Annotated in this window: 15 protein-coding genes and 1 pseudogene; 12 read left to right on the top strand and 4 right to left on the bottom strand. The window is 66.3% G+C overall.

The features are described 5' to 3' along the window. Window positions 1-161: 161 nt before the first annotated feature. The 3 genes from gyrB to dnaA form a co-directional block, all read right to left on the bottom strand. Entirely contained in the window at window positions 162-2,786 is a 2,625-nt protein-coding gene (gene gyrB, locus AC3A6B_RS22690) for a DNA topoisomerase (ATP-hydrolyzing) subunit B (RefSeq protein WP_487838975.1), read from the bottom strand. Between the two features lie 107 nt (window positions 2,787-2,893). After that, window positions 2,894-4,000 (bottom strand): DNA polymerase III subunit beta, encoded by a 1,107-nt coding sequence (dnaN, locus tag AC3A6B_RS22685; protein WP_487838902.1) that lies wholly within the window; start codon window positions 3,998-4,000, stop codon window positions 2,894-2,896. Between the two features lie 269 nt (window positions 4,001-4,269). After that, complete coding sequence (gene dnaA / locus AC3A6B_RS22680) at window positions 4,270-5,649, bottom strand: chromosomal replication initiator protein DnaA (protein WP_487838901.1); 1,380 nt, start codon at window positions 5,647-5,649, stop codon at window positions 4,270-4,272. Between the two features lie 283 nt (window positions 5,650-5,932). Between dnaA and rpmH the strand changes: the two genes are divergently transcribed. From rpmH to AC3A6B_RS22640, 8 genes and pseudogenes are all read left to right on the top strand, one after another. Beyond that, on the top strand, window positions 5,933-6,067 hold the full coding sequence (rpmH, locus tag AC3A6B_RS22675; RefSeq protein WP_007834827.1) for a 50S ribosomal protein L34: 135 nt from the start codon (window positions 5,933-5,935) through the stop codon (window positions 6,065-6,067). A gap of 75 nt (window positions 6,068-6,142) precedes the next feature. Further along, the gene (locus AC3A6B_RS22670; RefSeq protein ID WP_487838900.1) at window positions 6,143-6,529 is read left to right on the top strand and encodes a ribonuclease P protein component; all 387 of its coding nucleotides are present in this window, start codon (window positions 6,143-6,145) and stop codon (window positions 6,527-6,529) included. Continuing rightward, complete coding sequence (gene yidD / locus AC3A6B_RS22665) at window positions 6,526-6,816, top strand: membrane protein insertion efficiency factor YidD (protein ID WP_487838899.1); 291 nt, start codon at window positions 6,526-6,528, stop codon at window positions 6,814-6,816. The genes AC3A6B_RS22670 and yidD overlap by 4 nt, the downstream gene beginning before the upstream one ends. Further along, entirely contained in the window at window positions 6,813-8,495 is a 1,683-nt protein-coding gene (gene yidC, locus AC3A6B_RS22660; RefSeq protein WP_487838898.1) for a membrane protein insertase YidC, read from the top strand. Before yidD ends, yidC begins: the two co-directional genes overlap by 4 nt. 68 nt (window positions 8,496-8,563) lie before the next feature. Further along, window positions 8,564-9,970 carry a tRNA uridine-5-carboxymethylaminomethyl(34) synthesis GTPase MnmE gene (mnmE, locus tag AC3A6B_RS22655; RefSeq protein ID WP_487838897.1) on the top strand — a complete coding sequence of 469 codons (1,407 nt, stop codon included), beginning with the start codon at window positions 8,564-8,566 and terminating at the stop codon, window positions 9,968-9,970. Between the two features lie 84 nt (window positions 9,971-10,054). Then, the gene (locus AC3A6B_RS22650; RefSeq protein WP_487838896.1) at window positions 10,055-10,522 is read left to right on the top strand and encodes a Crp/Fnr family transcriptional regulator; all 468 of its coding nucleotides are present in this window, start codon (window positions 10,055-10,057) and stop codon (window positions 10,520-10,522) included. Between the two features lie 25 nt (window positions 10,523-10,547). Next, window positions 10,548-10,595, top strand: a pseudogene (locus AC3A6B_RS22645) (hypothetical protein); the annotation flags it as partial. 321 nt (window positions 10,596-10,916) lie between these two features. Beyond that, window positions 10,917-11,510: a hypothetical protein gene (locus AC3A6B_RS22640; RefSeq protein ID WP_487838977.1), complete on the top strand. Its 594-nt coding sequence runs from the start codon at window positions 10,917-10,919 to the stop codon at window positions 11,508-11,510. A gap of 22 nt (window positions 11,511-11,532) precedes the next feature. Here the strand turns inward: AC3A6B_RS22640 and AC3A6B_RS22635 are convergent, their stop codons facing one another. Next, the gene (locus tag AC3A6B_RS22635) at window positions 11,533-13,518 is read right to left on the bottom strand and encodes a monovalent cation:proton antiporter-2 (CPA2) family protein (RefSeq protein WP_487838895.1); all 1,986 of its coding nucleotides are present in this window, start codon (window positions 13,516-13,518) and stop codon (window positions 11,533-11,535) included. Between the two features lie 68 nt (window positions 13,519-13,586). Between AC3A6B_RS22635 and AC3A6B_RS22630 the strand changes: the two genes are divergently transcribed. Genes AC3A6B_RS22630 through AC3A6B_RS22615 form a run of 4 tightly spaced genes read left to right on the top strand, consistent with a single transcriptional unit; the run spans window position 13,587 to window position 16,550 of the window. Then, on the top strand, window positions 13,587-14,588 hold the full coding sequence (locus AC3A6B_RS22630; protein ID WP_487838894.1) for a KpsF/GutQ family sugar-phosphate isomerase: 1,002 nt from the start codon (window positions 13,587-13,589) through the stop codon (window positions 14,586-14,588). Then, window positions 14,588-15,136, top strand: a complete 549-nt coding sequence (locus AC3A6B_RS22625) for a KdsC family phosphatase (protein ID WP_487838893.1) — start codon at window positions 14,588-14,590, stop codon at window positions 15,134-15,136. The genes AC3A6B_RS22630 and AC3A6B_RS22625 overlap by 1 nt, the downstream gene beginning before the upstream one ends. Further along, window positions 15,133-15,780: an LPS export ABC transporter periplasmic protein LptC gene (lptC, locus tag AC3A6B_RS22620; protein ID WP_487838892.1), complete on the top strand. Its 648-nt coding sequence runs from the start codon at window positions 15,133-15,135 to the stop codon at window positions 15,778-15,780. The genes AC3A6B_RS22625 and lptC overlap by 4 nt, the downstream gene beginning before the upstream one ends. Beyond that, window positions 15,777-16,550, top strand: coding sequence for an SDR family oxidoreductase (locus AC3A6B_RS22615; RefSeq protein ID WP_487838891.1), 774 nt, complete (start codon window positions 15,777-15,779; stop codon window positions 16,548-16,550). The genes lptC and AC3A6B_RS22615 overlap by 4 nt, the downstream gene beginning before the upstream one ends. The last annotated feature ends 26 nt before the right edge of the window (window positions 16,551-16,576 follow it).

Here is a 16,576-nt window from a genome sequence, read left to right as displayed (position 1 = left end):
CTTGCTGTCCTCGCTCCAAAAACGGCGTCAATCCGCCGGAATTTTGCTTAGCAAGAGTCGGGCTAGGTATAGCGTTTACGAGGATTGGCGCCGTGAAGCGGCCTCGGCGGGCGGCTCGGCATGCGGTATTTCACGAACCCGGCCGCGCGCCGGGTTCGCAATTACACGTCGATGTTCGACGCCCGCAACGCGTTCTGCTCGATGAACTCGCGGCGCGGCTCAACCTCGTCGCCCATCAGCATCGTGAACACGCGGTCGGCTTCGATCGCGTCGTCGATCTGCACGCGCAACAGGCGGCGCACGGCCGGGTCCATGGTGGTTTCCCACAACTGCGCGGGGTTCATCTCGCCCAGGCCCTTGTAGCGCTGGCGGGCAGTGGCGTTCTCGGCCTGGCCGATCAGCCAGCGCATGGCCTCGCGGAAGTCGTTGACCTTTTCTTCCTTCGCCCGATCGCCCTCGCCGCGCTTGACGACGGCGCCTTCGCTCAGCAAGCCACGGAAAGTCTGGGCGGCCGCAGCCAGCGCCGCGTAGTCGGCGCCGTGCACGAAGTCCTGCGTGATCACGCTGCTCTTGATGTTGCCGTGATGGCGGCGGCTGATGCGCAGGAGGGGCTTGTCGGTGCGCACGTCGAACTCGCTGGCCACTTCGGCGGGAACGCCCGCGGCGTCGAGTTCGCGCAGCTTGTTCTGCAGCGCCACGGCCGAAGCTTCGGCGCCGGCGGTGGTGTCGAGGTCGAGCGACACGCCATCGGCGATCGCGCGCAGGGCCGCCGCATCGAGGAACACGCCCAGCCGCGCGATGACGGCCTCGGCCAGCTGGTGCTTGCGTGCCAGCTCGGCCAGGGTATCGCCGCTCAGGGTGGTCGACTTGTCGCCGCCGGTTTCGACGCTCGCATCCTTGAGCGCGACCTTGAGCAGGAAGGCGTCGAGCGCCGGCCCGTCCTTCAGGTACTGCTCCTCCTTGCCGACCTTCACCTTGTAGAGCGGCGGCTGCGCGATGTAGATGTGGCCGCGCTCGACCAGCTCCGGCATCTGCCGATAGAAGAAGGTCAAGAGCAGCGTGCGGATGTGGGCGCCGTCGACGTCGGCGTCGGTCATGATGATGATGCGGTGGTAGCGCAGCTTCGCGACGTTGAAGTCGTCGGCGCCGCCGCCCGCCGAGGTCGCGCCCGCGCGGCCGATGCCGGTGCCGAGCGCGGTGATCATGGTCAGGATTTCGTTGCTGGTCAGCAACTTCTCGTAGCGCGCCTTCTCGACGTTCAGGATCTTGCCGCGCAAGGGCAGGATGGCCTGGAACTTCCGGTCCCGGCCCTGCTTGGCGGAGCCGCCGGCGGAATCGCCCTCCACCAGGTACACCTCGCACAGCGCCGGGTCCTTTTCCTGGCAATCGGCCAGCTTGCCGGGCAGGCCCATGCCGTCGAGCACGCCCTTGCGGCGCGTCATCTCGCGCGCCTTGCGTGCGGCTTCGCGCGCGCGCGCGGCGTCGACGATCTTGCCGCAGATGATCTTGGCGTCGTTCGGGCGTTCCTGCAGGTAGTCGGTGAGGAGCCGCCCGACGATGTCTTCCACCGGCGCGCGCACCTCGCTCGACACCAGCTTGTCCTTGGTCTGGCTCGAGAACTTGGGCTCGGGCACCTTCACGCTGAGCACGCAGCACAGGCCTTCGCGCATGTCGTCGCCGGTGACCTCGACCTTGGCCTTCTTGGCGAACTCGTTCTCTTCGATGTACTTGTTGATGACGCGCGTCATCGCTGCGCGCAGGCCGGTCAGGTGGGTGCCGCCGTCACGCTGCGGGATGTTGTTGGTGAAGCACAGCACCTGCTCGTTGTAGCCGCTGTTCCACTGCATCGCGACCTCGACGCCGATGTGCGTGCCCGGAATGCCGCCGTAGGTGTCGGCCGGCTTCTCGCCCATCGCATAGAACACGTTGGGGTGCAGGACCGTCTTGCCCTTGTTGATGAATTCGACGAAGCCCTTGACGCCGCCGGCGCCGGAGAAATCGTCTTCCTTGCCGGTGCGCTCGTCCAGCAGGCGGATGCGCACGCCGTTGTTCAGGAAGCTCAGCTCGCGCAGCCGCTTGCTGAGGATCTCGTAGTGGAAATCGGCGTTTTCCTTGAAGATTTCGTCATCGGGCAGGAAGTGCACCTCGGTGCCACGCTTCTCCGTTTCGCCGGTGATCTTCATCGGCGAAACCTCGACGCCGCCCATCACTTCGACGATGCGGTTCTGAACGAAGCCCTTGCTGAACTCCAGCGTGTGCACCTTGCCTTCGCGGCGCACCGTGAGGCGCAGCATCTTGCTGAGCGCGTTGACGCAGCTCACGCCCACGCCGTGCAGGCCGCCCGAGACCTTGTAGCTGTTCTGGTTGAACTTGCCGCCGGCATGCAGTTCGGTGAGCGCGATTTCCGCCGCCGAGCGCTTCGGCTCGTGCTTGTCGTCCATCTTCACGCCGGTCGGGATGCCCCGGCCGTTGTCGGTGACAGAGACCGAGTTGTCGGTGTGGATGGTCACGACGATGTCGTCGCAATAGCCCGCCAGCGCTTCGTCGATCGAGTTGTCGACCACTTCGAACACGAGGTGGTGCAGGCCGGTGCCGTCGGAGGTATCGCCGATGTACATGCCGGGACGCTTGCGCACGGCTTCCAGGCCTTCGAGGATCGTGATGGAGCCTTCGCCGTAGGAGTTGTCCGCGGCCGGTGTCACTTCGATCGGGATCGCGCTGTCGATCTCGGGGGTGTAAACCGGCTCGGTGTGCGGCACTTCCGGCTTGTTTTCTTCGCTCATCAGGATCTTTCTCTCTCTCGGGAACCAGGTTTTCTACGTCTCTTGAAAGACTAAACCCGCGGAATGCCGCGGGTGTCTGCGCCAGGCGCCGTCTTTCGCGGGCTCGCGCTTCAAATCCTCATCGGCATCACGACGTACTTGAACGACGCGTTGTCGGGGATGGTCATCAGCACCGAGCTGTTGGAATCGGCGAGGTCCAGCTTCACCATGTCCTGGCCCATGTTGGCCAGCGCATCGATCAGGTAGGTCACGTTGAAGCCGATCTCGATGGCGTCGCCGCCGTAGTCGATATCGAGCTCATCCTGCGCTTCTTCCTGCTCCGCGTTGTTCGAAGCGATGCGCAGGGTGCCGGGCTCGATGTTGAGGCGCACACCCTTGAACTTCTCGCTCGTCAGGATCGCGGTGCGCTGCAGGCTGGCCAGGAGCGGCGCGCGGCCCAGGGTCACGCTGTTCTTGTGGGTCTTGGGGATCACGCGGTTGTAGTCGGGGAACTTGCCCTCGACCAGCTTGGTGACGAACTCCATGCCGCCGAAGCTGAACTTGGCCTGGTTGCTGGCGAACTGCATTTCGATCGCGCCCTCGGCGTCCGACAGCAGCCGCTGCATCTCGAGCACCGTCTTGCGCGGCAGGATGACTTCCTGGCGCGGCACTTCGACGTCGAGCATGGCCGATGCGAAGGCCAGGCGGTGGCCGTCGGTGGCCACCAGGCTCAGCTGCTTGCCCTCGGCCACGAACAGGATGCCGTTGAGGTAGTAGCGGATGTCGTGCACCGCCATCGCGAACGAAACCTGGCTCAGCAGGTCTTTCAGCGTCTTCTGCGGCACGCTGAACACCGGGCCGAAACTGGCAGATTCCTGCACCAGCGGGAAGTCTTCGGCCGGCAGCGACTGCAGCGTGAAGCGGCTCTTTCCGCCCTTGAGCACCAGCTTGCTGGCGCTTGACTCGAGGCTCACCGTCTGGTCGGCCGGCATGGTGCGCAGGATGTCGATCAGCTTGCGCGCGCCGATGGTCGTGGTGAAGTTGCCTTCGTCGCCGCCGAGCTCGGCGTGCGTGCGGATCTGGATCTCGAGGTCGCTGGTGGTCAGCTGCAGGTTGCTGCCGGTCTTGCGGATCAGCACGTTGGCCAGGATCGGCAGCGTGTGGCGCCGCTCCACGATGCCCGCCACCGACTGCAGCGCGGCGAGGACTTTATCTTGTGTTGCCTTCAAAACGATCATGTGTCTTACCTCTTCCTTATTTCTTTAATTCAACTTAGTAGTAGTAGATAAGGGACGCCCTCAGCTGTGGACAGGGCGATTTTCCGCTTTCCCGACAGCCACTTGGATGAGCCGGCTGGCTGTGCGCAGCCGCGCTTCGCTGCTGTCGTGCAAAGGCGGACAACTTCGGGTTGCGCACGACGGCTGTGGACAAGCTGCAGCTTGTGCCGGAACTGTCCCCAGAGTTGTCCTTTGACAGGCTTTCGTGAATCTGCGATGACGCTCATTCCTCAGCCCTTGAGGGTTTGCTCGAGCACGTGCAGCTGCTGATTGAGCTCGGTGAGCTGCTGGCGCTCGCCCGAGATCTTCCGCACCGCATGCAGCACCGTCGTGTGGTCGCGGCCGCCGAACAGCTCGCCGATCTCCGGCAGGCTCTTCTGGGTCAGCTCCTTGGCCAGGTACATCGCGATCTGGCGCGGCCGGGCGATTGATGCCGGGCGCTTCTTCGAATACATGTCGGCGACCTTGATCTTGTAGTAGTCGGCCACCGTCTTCTGGATGTTCTCGACCGAGATCTGGCGATTCTGGATCGAGAGCAAGTCACGCAATGCTTCGCGCGCGAGCGCGATCGAAATCTCTTTCTGGTTGAAGCGCGAGTAGGCGAGGATCTTGCGCAGCGCGCCTTCGAGCTCGCGCACGTTGGAGCGCACGTTCTTGGCGACGAAGAAGGCCACTTCCTCGGGCATCTCGGCGCTTTCGGCGCGCGCCTTGTTGATCAGAATCGCCACCCGCATTTCGAGCTCGGGCGGCTCGATCGCGACGGTGAGGCCGGAATCGAAGCGCGAGACCAGCCGCTCGTGGATGTCCGCCAGCCCCTTGGGGTAGGTGTCGCTCGTCATCACGATGTGCGACTTCTTGGCGAGCAGGGCCTCGAAGGCGTTGAAGAATTCTTCCTGCGTCCGATCCTTGTTGGCGAAGAACTGGACGTCGTCGATCAAGAGCAGGTCAAGCGAGTGATAGCGCTCCTTGAACTCGTCGAAAGTCTTGCGCTGATAGGCTTTGACCACATCCGAAACGAATTGCTCCGCATGGATGTAGAGAACTTTGGCGTCCGGCCGGTCGGACAGGAGCCGGTTGCCCACCGCATGCATCAGGTGCGTCTTGCCCAGGCCGACCCCGCCGTAGATGAACAGCGGGTTGTAAAGATGGCCCGGCATGCCGGCCACGTGCATCGCCGCCGCGCGCGCCATCCGGTTGGCAGTGCCCTCGACCAGCGTGTCGAAAGTCAGGCCGGAGTTCAGCCGGTTCTTGAACGCGGCGCTGCTCAGGTCCTCGCCCGGGCCGGCCACGTCGCGCGGCACATCGGTCTCGGAGACGATGGCCATCGAGACAGGCCTGGTAACGATCTCCCGAGGAGCAAGCGCTAACTCTATGATCACGGGCTGACCGTAGAGCTTCTCGGCCATGGAGGCGATCTTGCCGGCATACTGGGCCCGGATCCAGTCGAGCTTGAAGCGGTTGGCGACGAAGACCGTGACGCGCGAAAGATCGTCCGCGACCCTGGCGGTCAGCGGCTTGATCCAGGTATTGAACTGCTGTTCGGACAGCTCCTGCGCGAGCTGGTCGACGCAGGCCTGCCAAAGGCTGTCACCGACGCCGTCACTCGGCATGGGCGCTCTGAAAGGTGGTGTGTCCCTCGGCCATTTTTTCGTTTTGGTGTTGTGGATAGTCGCACCCGTGATGGGCCGTCGATTCTAACTTGTCAAAACCTTATCCACACCGTTGCGGCGAGCGCGAAAACGGTGTGAAACCGGCCCTGGATTGTTGTTCGACAGAATGTTTGCGATAATCGCGGGTTTCCCTGAAAACCTCTTTGTGTGTTTCGGGGTATTCAGCACTCCCCCGGGCCCCTGGGTCGGAAAATCGGCCTCCGGGTCAATCAGGAAAACCATCATGAAACGCACCTACCAAGCATCCAAAGTCCGCCGCGCCCGTACCCACGGCTTTCTGGTCCGCATGAAGACCCGCGGCGGCCGTGCCGTGATCAACGCGCGCCGCGCCAAGGGCCGCAAGCGCCTCGCCGTCTAACGGCGTCTGCAGTTACCGTTGCCAGTCGTACCGCTGCCGCCGTCATCGTTCGTCGGCGCTTTGCGGTTGGCTCCCATGCAGCGGCTCAAGACCCGCGCGCAATTCCAGGCCGTACTCGCAGGTGCCACCGTGGCGCGCACCGCCCACTTCGCATTGCACCGTTGCGCGCTCGATGCGCAGTCCGATGCCACGCCTCTGTTTGAAACGCAGGACGTGTGGCTCGGCGCAATGGTCCCGAAGCGCTGGGCCCGCCGTGCGGTCACCCGCAACGCCATCAAGCGCCAGATCTATCAAGTGAGCGCCGCCTCCGAAGCTTCCTTGCCGCCCGCTGCGCATGTCGTGCGCCTGCGTTCGGCTTTCGATCGCAAGGAATTCGTGAGCGCCACGTCAGACAAGCTCAAGGCCGCCGTCCGCGCCGAGCTCCAGCAACTGCTGGAGCGGGCTGCCGCGGCGCGCGCATGATGCGGCGCCTGCTGATCGGCCTCGTGAAGGCCTACCGCCTGTTGCTGAGCCCTTGGCTGGGTTCATCCTGCCGCTTCGAGCCCACCTGCTCCGTCTACGCCATCGACGCGCTCGAGCAGCACGGCGCAGCCGCCGGCAGCTATCTCACCTTGCGCCGCCTCGTCCGCTGCCAGCCCTGGTGCCAGGGCGGCCACGATCCGGTTCCTCCCAAGGCGCAGCGCCAGACCCCGGCTTCGGGCTCGCTGTTCTCCTTTCTTTCTTCCGACGACAAGAAGTCTTCTTCATGAACGATATCCGCCGCACCATCCTGTGGGTGATTTTTGGCTTCTCGCTGGTGCTGCTGTGGGACCAATGGCAGGTCTACAACGGCAGGAACCCCACCTTCCTGCCGTCGACCAAGCCTCCCGCGAGCGCGACGGCACCCGCGGCCGCGCCCGCCGGCGCGGCTCCGAGCGCCGTCCCGCCGGCCAGCGTTGCGGCGCCCGGCAGCAGCAACAGCACCGGCGCCGCGGCCGTCCCGGGCGGCACGACAGCGGCGCCTGCGGCGGGCGAGAAAGTCGTGGTCAGCACCGATGTGCTCAAGCTGACCTTCGATACCGAAGGCGGCTCGCTGGTGCAGAGCGAATTCATCCAGCACGACGACCTGACGGAGAAGGACAAGCCCTTCATCCTGCTCGACCAGAGCCCGAACCGCTTCTATGTGGCGCAGACCGGCCTGATCGGCGGCGCCTTTCCCACGCACAAGACGCCGATGACCTTCACCGGCGAGCGCGCGCTGAAGGACGGCGCCAACGAGCTGGCGCTGCGCTTCGAATCGCCGGACCTGGGCGGCGTCAAGCTGGTCAAGACCTGGACGCTCAAGCGCGGCTCTTATGACATGACCGTGCGCCACGAGATCGTCAACACCGGCACGGCACCGGTGTCGCCGCAGCTCTATCTGCAGCTTGTGCGCGACGGCAACAAGCCGCCGGGCGAGTCGTCCTTCTATTCGACCTTCACCGGTCCGGCCGTCTACACCGAGGCCAAGAAGTTCCAGAAGATCGAGTTCAAGGACATCGAGAACAACAAGGCGGATTTCGTCAAGGAATCGACCAACGGCTACGTGGCGATGGTGCAGCACTACTTCGCCAGCGCGTGGCTGCTGAAGGACGGCATCCAGCGCGACCTCTTCGCGCGCAAGGTCGACACCAACCTCTACGCGGTCGGCATGATCACTTCGGCCGGCCCGGTCGCGCCGGGCGCCAGCAAGGCGATCGATGCCGAGCTCTTCGTCGGTCCCCAGGCCGAGAAGACGCTCGAAGCCGTCGCCCCGGGACTGGAGCTGGTCAAGGACTACGGCATCTTCACGATCATTTCCAAGCCGCTGTACTGGCTGCTCGACAAGCTGCACGGCATGCTCGGCAACTGGGGCTGGGCTATCGTCGCGCTGGTGGTGCTGCTCAAGGCCGCGTTCTACTGGCTCAACGCCAAGGCCTACGCCAGCATGGCGAAGATGAAGGCCATCAATCCCAAGGTGATGGAGATGCGCGAGCGGCTCAAGGACAAGCCGCAGGAGATGCAGCAGGAGATGATGCGCATCTACCGCGAGGAAAAAGTCAACCCGATGGGCGGCTGCTTCCCCATCCTCGTCCAGATCCCGGTGTTCATCGCGCTCTACTGGGTGCTGCTGTCCTCGGTCGAGATGCGCCACGCGCCTTGGATCGGCTGGATCAAGGACCTGTCGGCGCCGGACCCCTGGTTCATCCTGCCGATCGTGATGACCGCGACCTCGCTGTTCCAGACCTGGCTCAATCCGACGCCGCCCGATCCGATGCAGGCCAAGCTGATGTGGATCATGCCGCTCGCGTTCAGCGTGATGTTCGTCTTCTTCCCGGCCGGCCTGGTGCTGTACTGGATCACGAACAACGTGCTGTCGATCGCGCAGCAGTGGTTCATCAACAAGCGCCTGGGCGTGTTGGGCAAATAGCGGCGTCCGAGTGCCGATTTCGAACAGGGGCCGCGGAAGCGGCCCTTTTTGCTGAAGAATCCTCACCCATGCTGGCGCGCACTACCGATCCGATCGTCGCCGTCGCCACGGCTTCGGGCCGCGGCGCGGTCGGCATCGTGCGCGTGTCCGGCGCGCGGGTGGCGCCATTGATCGAGGCCGTCTGCGCGAGAAGCCTCAAGCCGCGCGAAGCCACCTACCTGCCCTTTCGCGATGCCGGCGGCGCAGCCATCGATCACGGCCTGGCCATCCACTTTCCGGCACCGCATTCCTTCACTGGCGAGGACGTGCTCGAGCTGCAGGCGCATGGCGGACCGGTGGTGCTGCAACTGCTGCTCGCGCGTTGCCTGGAAGCCGCCGGAGAGACCGATCCGGCGACCGGCCGGCCCCGGCTCGCCGGCTTGCGAGTGGCCGAGCCGGGCGAGTTCAGCCAGCGCGCCTTCCTCAACGGAAAGATCGACCTCGCGCAGGCCGAGGCGATCGCAGATCTGATCGATGCGAGCACCGAGGCGGCGGCGCGCAGCGCGGGTCGCTCGCTCTCGGGCGCGTTCTCGCAGGAGATTCACACGCTGCGCGACGCGTTGATCCGCCTTCGCATGCTGGTCGAAGCCACGCTCGACTTTCCGGAGGAAGAGATCGACTTCCTGCAAAAGGCCGATGCCCAGGGCCAGCTGGTCTCGCTGCAGACCCAACTGAGCGCGGTCCAGCAGCGCGCACGCCAGGGTGCGTTGCTGCGCGAGGGGATCAAGGTCGTCATCGCGGGTCAGCCCAACGCGGGCAAGAGCTCGCTGCTGAACGCGCTGGCCGGGGCCGAACTTGCCATCGTGAGCGCCATCCCGGGCACCACGCGCGACGTGGTGTCGCAAACCATCCAGATCCACGGCGTGCCGCTGCATGTGGCTGACACCGCCGGGCTGCGCGACAGCGCCGACGAGGTCGAGCAGATCGGGGTCGCGCGTGCATGGGGGCAGATCGAGGGCGCCGATGCCGTGCTCTTCTTGCATGACCTGACGCGTGCCGAGCGGCCGGAATACGCGCAGGCGGACGCCGAGATCGTGCGCCTGCTGAGCGAGAAGCTGCCTGCGAGCGTGCCGGTGCTCGACGTGTGGAGCAAACAGGACGCGGCGCCCTCGGCCGCACCGCATACCGGCATCAGCCTTTCCGCCAGGACAGGGTTCGGCATCGAGACGCTCCGGCGCCGCCTGCTCGAAATGGCGGGTTGGCAGGCCGTGCCGGAAGGCGTGTACCTCGCGCGGGCACGCCATGTGCAGGCGTTGTCGCGCGTCGAAGAACATGTCGCCGTGGCGGCCGAGCACCTGGCAGCGCGCGCGCAGGCACTGGATCTTCTGGCCGAAGAGCTGCGTCTTGCGCAGAATGCGCTCAACGAAATCACCGGGGAATTCGGAGCGGACGACCTGTTGGGTGTGATTTTTTCGCGATTTTGTATCGGAAAGTAGACGAAAAGTGTTAGCGCTCGTGACTTCTGTCGCCGAAATTTAGAGCGATCGCAGATACTTCGACCGCACAGCAGGATTTGCAACATGTCATCGAGCATCCAGGATCTTTGCCGCGCCATCGCGCAGAACACGAGTTACGACGCTTTCGCGCCGGCCTTCAATCCGCAGCAGTGGGAGACGCTGGCCAGCTATCTGCAGCCCTTCGACTTGGCGGCCGGCCAGGTGCTGATCGACCAGGGCGCCAACGATCGCACGCTCTTCTTCATCGAAAGCGGCGCGCTCAGCGTGCACCTGATCGGCGACAACGGCCAGATGCGGCTTGCGATCCTCAATCCGGGGTCGGTGGTCGGCGAAGGAGCCTTCTTCTCCAGGCTGCCGCGTTCGGCCAACGTGGTGGCCACGGGCGCCGCGCGCGTCTGGCGCCTGACGCCCATTCGTTTCTCGGAAATGTCGAACCGCCAGCCGACCCTGGCGCTGGAAATGGCATTGGCGCTCGGCGCCGTCATCGCCAAGCGGATGGTCAACCGGCCCAAGCGCGTCGCGGTGACCTGAAGCTCTCGCATCGGAATTGCTACAGATGGCCGTGGTGTGCGCTTCCTGTCAGACGGAAAACCGTGACGGCGCGAAATTCTGCAAGGGTTGCGGCCACAGGCTGATCTCGACGGCGGCGTCCGGTGCGCCCGCACCCGCCGAAGCGCGCCCCTCCGGCGGTGACGGGTGGCCCATCACCGAGCGCATGCCGCTGTCGCCGGCGCCCGCGGCGGATGAAGTCACGGTCGTGATGGGCGCGACGGCCTCCTCGGCGCCGCCTCCTGCGCCCGAGCCTGCGCCCAAGCCAAAGCCAAAGCCGTTCCCGCGACCACCACCCGCCGCTCGGGCACGCGCGCCGAAAGCCGCGCTCCATGCCGCCGCGCTCCCCGTCGCGCGCAAATCCAATGCCTTCGGGATGGGTGTCTTCGGTGTGGCGACGGCGGCCGTACTTGCGGCAGGCGGCTGGTACGCGTTCGGCCAACGAAGCGCCAGCCCGCCGCCCCTGCCGCAGCAGGCCGCGGCACCGGCGCCGGTCGTCGTGCCCTCACCCGTGCCCTCCCCCTCCCCCGCGCCCGCGCCCGCGCCTGCGCCTGCGCCGCCGCCTGTATCCGCGCCCGTCGCCGAGGCGCCGGTGGTCGAGCCCCCGCCACCGGCTGTTCCCGTTCCGCCGCCGGCGGAGCGAACCGTGCCGTCTGCGCGGGCCGAAGCGGCCAAGCCCACGGCCGCCGCTGCGCCCAGGGCACGCAAAGCTGCGCCGGCGGCACCAGTTGCTGCAGCCCAGCCCGCCGCCGTCGCTCCGCCTGCACCGGTCGTGGCGGCAGCACCGGCGCAACCTGCCGCACCTGCCAGTCCGGAAGCGGCATGCGCGAGCCAGGGCTTCTTCGGCCGCGCGCGCTGCATGGCCGCGCAGTGCGCCAAGGCCGAATACCGGGCGAGCGCCCAATGCGACGCCGTGCGGCGCCAGCAGCAGATCGACGAAGAGAAGCGGAATCCGAGCCTGCTCAACTGAAGGCCGCCCTGCACGGCGGTTCTCAGCCCTTCTGAAGCATGTCGATTGCCACGGCGAGCGCACCCGGCTTGCCCGAGAGCACCAGCGTGTCGCCGTCCGCCAGCATCGTGTCGTCGCGCACCTCCTCGGCCTTGCCGTCGCGCCTGCGCAGGCTGGCCACTCGAACGCCCACCGCGTGCAGCGCAGCCCGATCCAGTTGCTGGCCCACCGCGCGCGCGCCGGTCGTGAGCGTGAAGCTGTTGAGCCGCTCGTGGTCGAGCTCGTCGGCGTTGTCGTCGTCGGCGCCGTGGAAATAGCCGCGCAGCAGGTTGTAGCGTGCATCGCGCTGGTCCTGCACCACGCGGATCACGCGCCGCATGGGCACGCCGACCAGCGCCAGCGCATGGCTTGCCAGCATCAGCGAACCTTCGATCGCTTCGGGCACCACCTCGGTCGCGCCGGCGGCCTGCAGCTTTTCGAGATCGCGATCGTCCTTCGTGCGCACGATCACCGGCACCTGCGGCGCATGGGCCCGCGTGTTGGCCAGCACCTTGAGTGCGCCCGGGACGTCGAGATAAGTCACGACCACGGCGCTGGCACGCGCCAGGCCGGCGGCCATCAGTGCCTGAAGCCGTGCCGCGTCGCCGAAGACCACCGAATCGCCTGCCGCGGCGGCCTGGTGGACGCGATCCGGGTCCAGGTCCAGCGCCAGGTACGGAATGCCCTCCCGTTCCAGCACGCGCGCCAGGTTCTGCCCGCAGCGCCCGTAGCCGCAGATGATCACGTGTTTCGCGGTATTGATGGTCTTGCGCGCGATGGTCGTCATCTGCAGCGACTGCTGCAGCCAATCGCTCGCCACCAGCTTTCGCACGATCCGATTGCTGTACATGATGATGAAGGGCGTCGCGAGCATCGACAGCACCATCGACGCAAGCACCGGGTTTGCGAGCCACGACGGCAGGAGCTCCTGCTCCTGCGCCAGGGTCAGCAGCACGAAACCGAACTCGCCGGCCTGGGCAAGGTAGAGGCCGGTGCGCAGCGACACGCCGGCCGTTGCGCCGAGCGCGCGCGCCAGCAACGTCACCAGAACCAGCTTGAAGGCCAGCGGCAAGAGGAGCAGCCCGGCGACCAGGGCCCATTGCTCCACCACGATGTGCCAGTCGAGCGACATGCCGATTGTGATGAAGAACAGCCCCAGCAGCACGTCGTGAAAGGGCCGGATGTCGGTTTCGACCTGGTGCTTGAATTCGGTTTCCGACACCAGCATGCCGGCGACGAAGGCCCCCAGCGCCAGGCTCAGGCCGGCCAGCTCGGTCAGCCACGCCAGGCCCAGCGTGACGAGCAGCAGGTTGAGCATGAACAGCTCTTCGCTGCGCCGGCGCGCGACGATCGTGAGCCACCAGCGCATCACGCGCGGACCGCCGTAGAGCAGCACGGCGACCAGAAAGCTGGCCTTGAGCCAGGCGAAGGCGAGCGCCTTCAGCATCGTCTCCGGCGGCGCCCCGAGCGCCGGGATCAGCACCAGCAAGGGCACCACCGCGAGATCCTGGAACAGCAGCACGCCCATCACGCGCTTGCCATGTTCGCTCTCGAGCTCGAGCCGTTCGGCCATCAGCTTCACGACGATCGCGGTGCTGCTCATGGTGAGCGCGCCCGAAAGCGCCAGCGCCGTCTGCCAGCCCAGGTGCCAGGCCGGCGGCAGCCAGGTGGCGAGCCATAGCGCGCCCACGGTCGCGATCGCCATCGTCAGCATCACCTGGAGCAGTCCGAGCCCGAACACGTGCTTGCGCATGGCGCGCAGCTTGGGCAGGTTGAACTCGAGCCCGATCACGAACATCAGAAACACGACGCCGAACTCGCCCAGGTGCCGGATGCCCTCGGAGTTCTGCGCGAATGCCAGCGCATGCGGTCCGATCAGCACGCCGGCCAGAAGGTAGCCGAGCATCGGCGGCAGCCTGAGGTACCGGCAGACGACCACGCCGATCACCGCAGCCAGTAGGTACATCAGCGTGAGATCGAACGAGGACATGGGCCGATGCTACTGAATGTGAACCCCTCAGTTCAGACTGCCGAGGCCTTGACCGATAAAATCCCGCGATGAGCTCCCGCCCCGACCTGGCCTCCGCGGCCGAACCCGACGCAATGCTCGCGCGGGCGCGTATGACTTTCGATATCGAAGCAGAGGCCGTGCTCGGCCTCAAGCAGCGCGTCGGCGCGAGCTTCGTGGCTGCCGTTCGGAAAATCCTCGAGGTGCGGGGCCGCGTGGTCGTCATGGGCATGGGCAAGAGCGGCCATGTCGGCCGCAAGATCGCGGCCACTCTCGCATCGACGGGGACGCCGGCGATGTTCGTGCATCCGGCGGAGGCGAGCCACGGCGATCTCGGCATGATCAAGGCGGTCGACCTGGTGCTCGCGATCTCGAACAGCGGCGAAGTCGAGGAGCTCACCACGATCCTGCCCGTGGTCAAGCGCCAAGGCGTGCCGCTGATCGCGATGACCGGGCGCTCCGATTCCACGCTGGCGCGCCATGCCGACATCGTGCTCGACAGCGGCGTCGAGAAAGAGGCTTGCCCGCTCAACCTGGCGCCCACCGCCAGCACCACGGCGCAGATGGCGCTCGGCGACGCGCTCGCCGTCGCCTTGCTCGATGCGCGAGGCTTCGGCACCGAAGACTTCGCCCGCTCGCATCCGGGCGGCGCGCTCGGCCGCAAGCTGCTCACCCATGTGAGCGATGTCATGCGCTCCGGCGACGACGTGCCGCGCGTCGGGCCCGGCGCCAGTCTCAGCGAGATCATGCGCGAGATGAGTTCCAAGGGCCTCGGCGCGACGGCCGTGGTCGATCCCGACGGCCGCGCGATCGGCATCTTCACCGACGGCGACCTGCGCCGGCAGGTCGAGACCGGCGCGGATCTGCGCGCCATGACCGCGGCCGACGTGATGCATCGGGGCCCGCGCACGCTGCGTGCCGACGCGCTGGCGGCCGAGGCGGCCGAACTGATGGAACAGCACCGCATCACGAGCGTGCTGGTGGTCGACGCCGCTGGCGTTCTGATCGGAGCGCTCAGCATCAACGACCTGATGCGCGCGAAAGTCATCTGATGGCGCTCGAATTCAAGGCGGAGGCCTTGCTGGCCGCGCAGGACATCCGCGTCGCCTTCTTCGACGTCGACGGCGTGCTGACCGACGGCGGCGTCTACTTCAGCGAGCAGGGCGAAACCCTCAAACGCTTCAGCATCCTCGACGGCTACGGCCTCAAACTGCTGCGTGCCGCGGGCATTGCGCCGGCGGTGATCACGGGGCGCGACTCGAAGCCGCTGCGCGTGCGCCTGCAGGCGCTGGGCATCGAGCACGTGCGCTACGGCACCGAAGACAAGCTGCCGGCCGCCGAGGCCATGCTCGCGGCGCTTGGCTTCGACTGGATGCAGACCGCCGCCATCGGCGACGACTGGCCCGACCTGCCCGTGCTGAGCCGCGCCGCATTTGCCGCGGCGCCTGCCAACGCCCATGCCGAGGTGCGCGCCATCGCGCATCACGTGACCGCGGCGCGCGGCGGCGAAGGCGCGGCGCGCGAATTCTGCGACCTGCTGCTCACGGCCGGCGGCCACTACCGCCGGCTTCTGGACGTTGCGCGGGGCCCGGCGGCATGAAGGCGAAGGCGGTCTGGAATCTGCTGCGGGACGGCTTCGATCGCGTCACCATCTACCTGCCGATCATCCTGACGGCCACGCTGGCGCTCGGTACTTACTGGCTGGTACGCAACGCGCCGAAGCTGCTCGAGCCGGTGGCCAAGGAGGCGCCCAAGCACGAGCCCGACTTCTTCATGCGCGGCTTCGTGGTCAAGAATTTCCTGCCCAACGGCGAACTGCGCAGCGAGCTCTTCGGCACCGAAGGCCGGCACTATCCGGACAACGACACGATGGAGGTGGACCAGGTCCGGCTGCGCTCCATTTCTCCAGAAGGACTGACGACCCGCGCGACCGCCAATCGTGGCTTGTCGAACGGCGACGGCAGCGAGATCCAGCTTTTCGGCAACGCGATCGTGGTGCGCGAAGCGGCCGTCTCGGCTGACGGCAAGAGCATGCCGCGCCTGGAGTTCCGCGGTGAATTCCTGCATGCCTTTCTGGACACGGAGCGCGTCAAGTCGCACAAGCCCGTCACCCTGATCCGCGGTGCCGACCAGTTCACGGCCGATTCGCTGGACTATGACAACCTGACGGGCGTCGCCAACCTGCAAGGCCGCGTGCGAGGCCTGCTGATGCCTACGGCGACAGCGCCCGGGGCGAAGCATTGACGCGGCTGGCGTTCATCACCGGTGCGTCGAGCGGCATCGGCCAGGCGCTGGCGGCGCGCTTCTACCAAGCAGGCTACAGCCTCGCGCTGGTCGCGCGGCGCACTGCCGAGATCGACACCTGGGCCCGCACCGCCAGGATCGATGCCCAGCGCCATCGGATCTACGGTGCCGATGTCGCCGATACCGACAGCATCGTCGCGGCGGGCGTCGCCTGCATCGCGCACCAGGGTGTCCCGGATGTGGTGATCGCGAATGCCGGCATCAGCGTGGGCATCGATACCGAGGACCGCGGCGATCTCGACGTGCTCGCGCAGACCTTTGCGATCAACAACGTCGGTCTGGCCGCGACTTTCCATCCTTTCGTTGCCGCGATGAGGGCACGCGGCAGCGGCCGGCTGGTGGGTATCGGCAGCGTCGCATCGATTCGCGGCCTCCCCGGCCACGGTGCGTACTGCGCCAGCAAGGCGGGTGTGGTGGCGTACTGCGAGAGCCTGCGCGGCGAGCTGCGCACCAGCGGCGTCAAGGTCGTCACCCTTTGCCCGGGCTACGTCGACACCCCGCTGACACAAGGCAATCGCTACGGCATGCCCTTCCTGATGCGGGCCGAGGACTTCGCCGATCGGGCATTGCGCGCGATCGAGGCCGGCGCCAGCTACCGGGTGATTCCGTGGCAGATGGGCGTGGTCGCCAAGCTCATGCGCCTGCTGCCCAATCCCCTGTTCGACCGTGCAGTGCAGGGCCGCGGGCGCAAGAAGCGGCGTGGCGAATGAGCTCAGGCTGTCCGCATCGCGTCACC

The organism is Variovorax sp. Soil_C_33, from assembly GCF_057656935.1.
This window is presented reverse-complemented; position numbering and strand designations above follow the sequence as displayed.

Bases quoted from the DNA above. Each gene is read 5' to 3' on its own strand.
- dnaN (WP_487838902.1), bottom strand. From the start codon at position 4,000: ATGATCGTTTTGAAGGCAACACAAGATAAAGTCCTCGCCGCGCTGCAG.
- dnaA (WP_487838901.1), bottom strand. From the start codon at position 5,649: ATGCCGAGTGACGGCGTCGGTGACAGCCTTTGGCAGGCCTGCGTCGAC.
- rpmH (WP_007834827.1), top strand. From the start codon at position 5,933: ATGAAACGCACCTACCAAGCATCCAAAGTCCGCCGCGCCCGTACCCAC.
- AC3A6B_RS22670 (WP_487838900.1), top strand. From the start codon at position 6,143: ATGCAGCGGCTCAAGACCCGCGCGCAATTCCAGGCCGTACTCGCAGGT.
- yidD (WP_487838899.1), top strand. From the start codon at position 6,526: ATGATGCGGCGCCTGCTGATCGGCCTCGTGAAGGCCTACCGCCTGTTG.
- yidC (WP_487838898.1), top strand. From the start codon at position 6,813: ATGAACGATATCCGCCGCACCATCCTGTGGGTGATTTTTGGCTTCTCG.
- mnmE (WP_487838897.1), top strand. From the start codon at position 8,564: ATGCTGGCGCGCACTACCGATCCGATCGTCGCCGTCGCCACGGCTTCG.
- AC3A6B_RS22650 (WP_487838896.1), top strand. From the start codon at position 10,055: ATGTCATCGAGCATCCAGGATCTTTGCCGCGCCATCGCGCAGAACACG.
- AC3A6B_RS22640 (WP_487838977.1), top strand. From the start codon at position 10,917: ATGGGTGTCTTCGGTGTGGCGACGGCGGCCGTACTTGCGGCAGGCGGC.
- AC3A6B_RS22635 (WP_487838895.1), bottom strand. From the start codon at position 13,518: ATGTCCTCGTTCGATCTCACGCTGATGTACCTACTGGCTGCGGTGATC.
- AC3A6B_RS22630 (WP_487838894.1), top strand. From the start codon at position 13,587: ATGAGCTCCCGCCCCGACCTGGCCTCCGCGGCCGAACCCGACGCAATG.
- AC3A6B_RS22625 (WP_487838893.1), top strand. From the start codon at position 14,588: ATGGCGCTCGAATTCAAGGCGGAGGCCTTGCTGGCCGCGCAGGACATC.
- lptC (WP_487838892.1), top strand. From the start codon at position 15,133: ATGAAGGCGAAGGCGGTCTGGAATCTGCTGCGGGACGGCTTCGATCGC.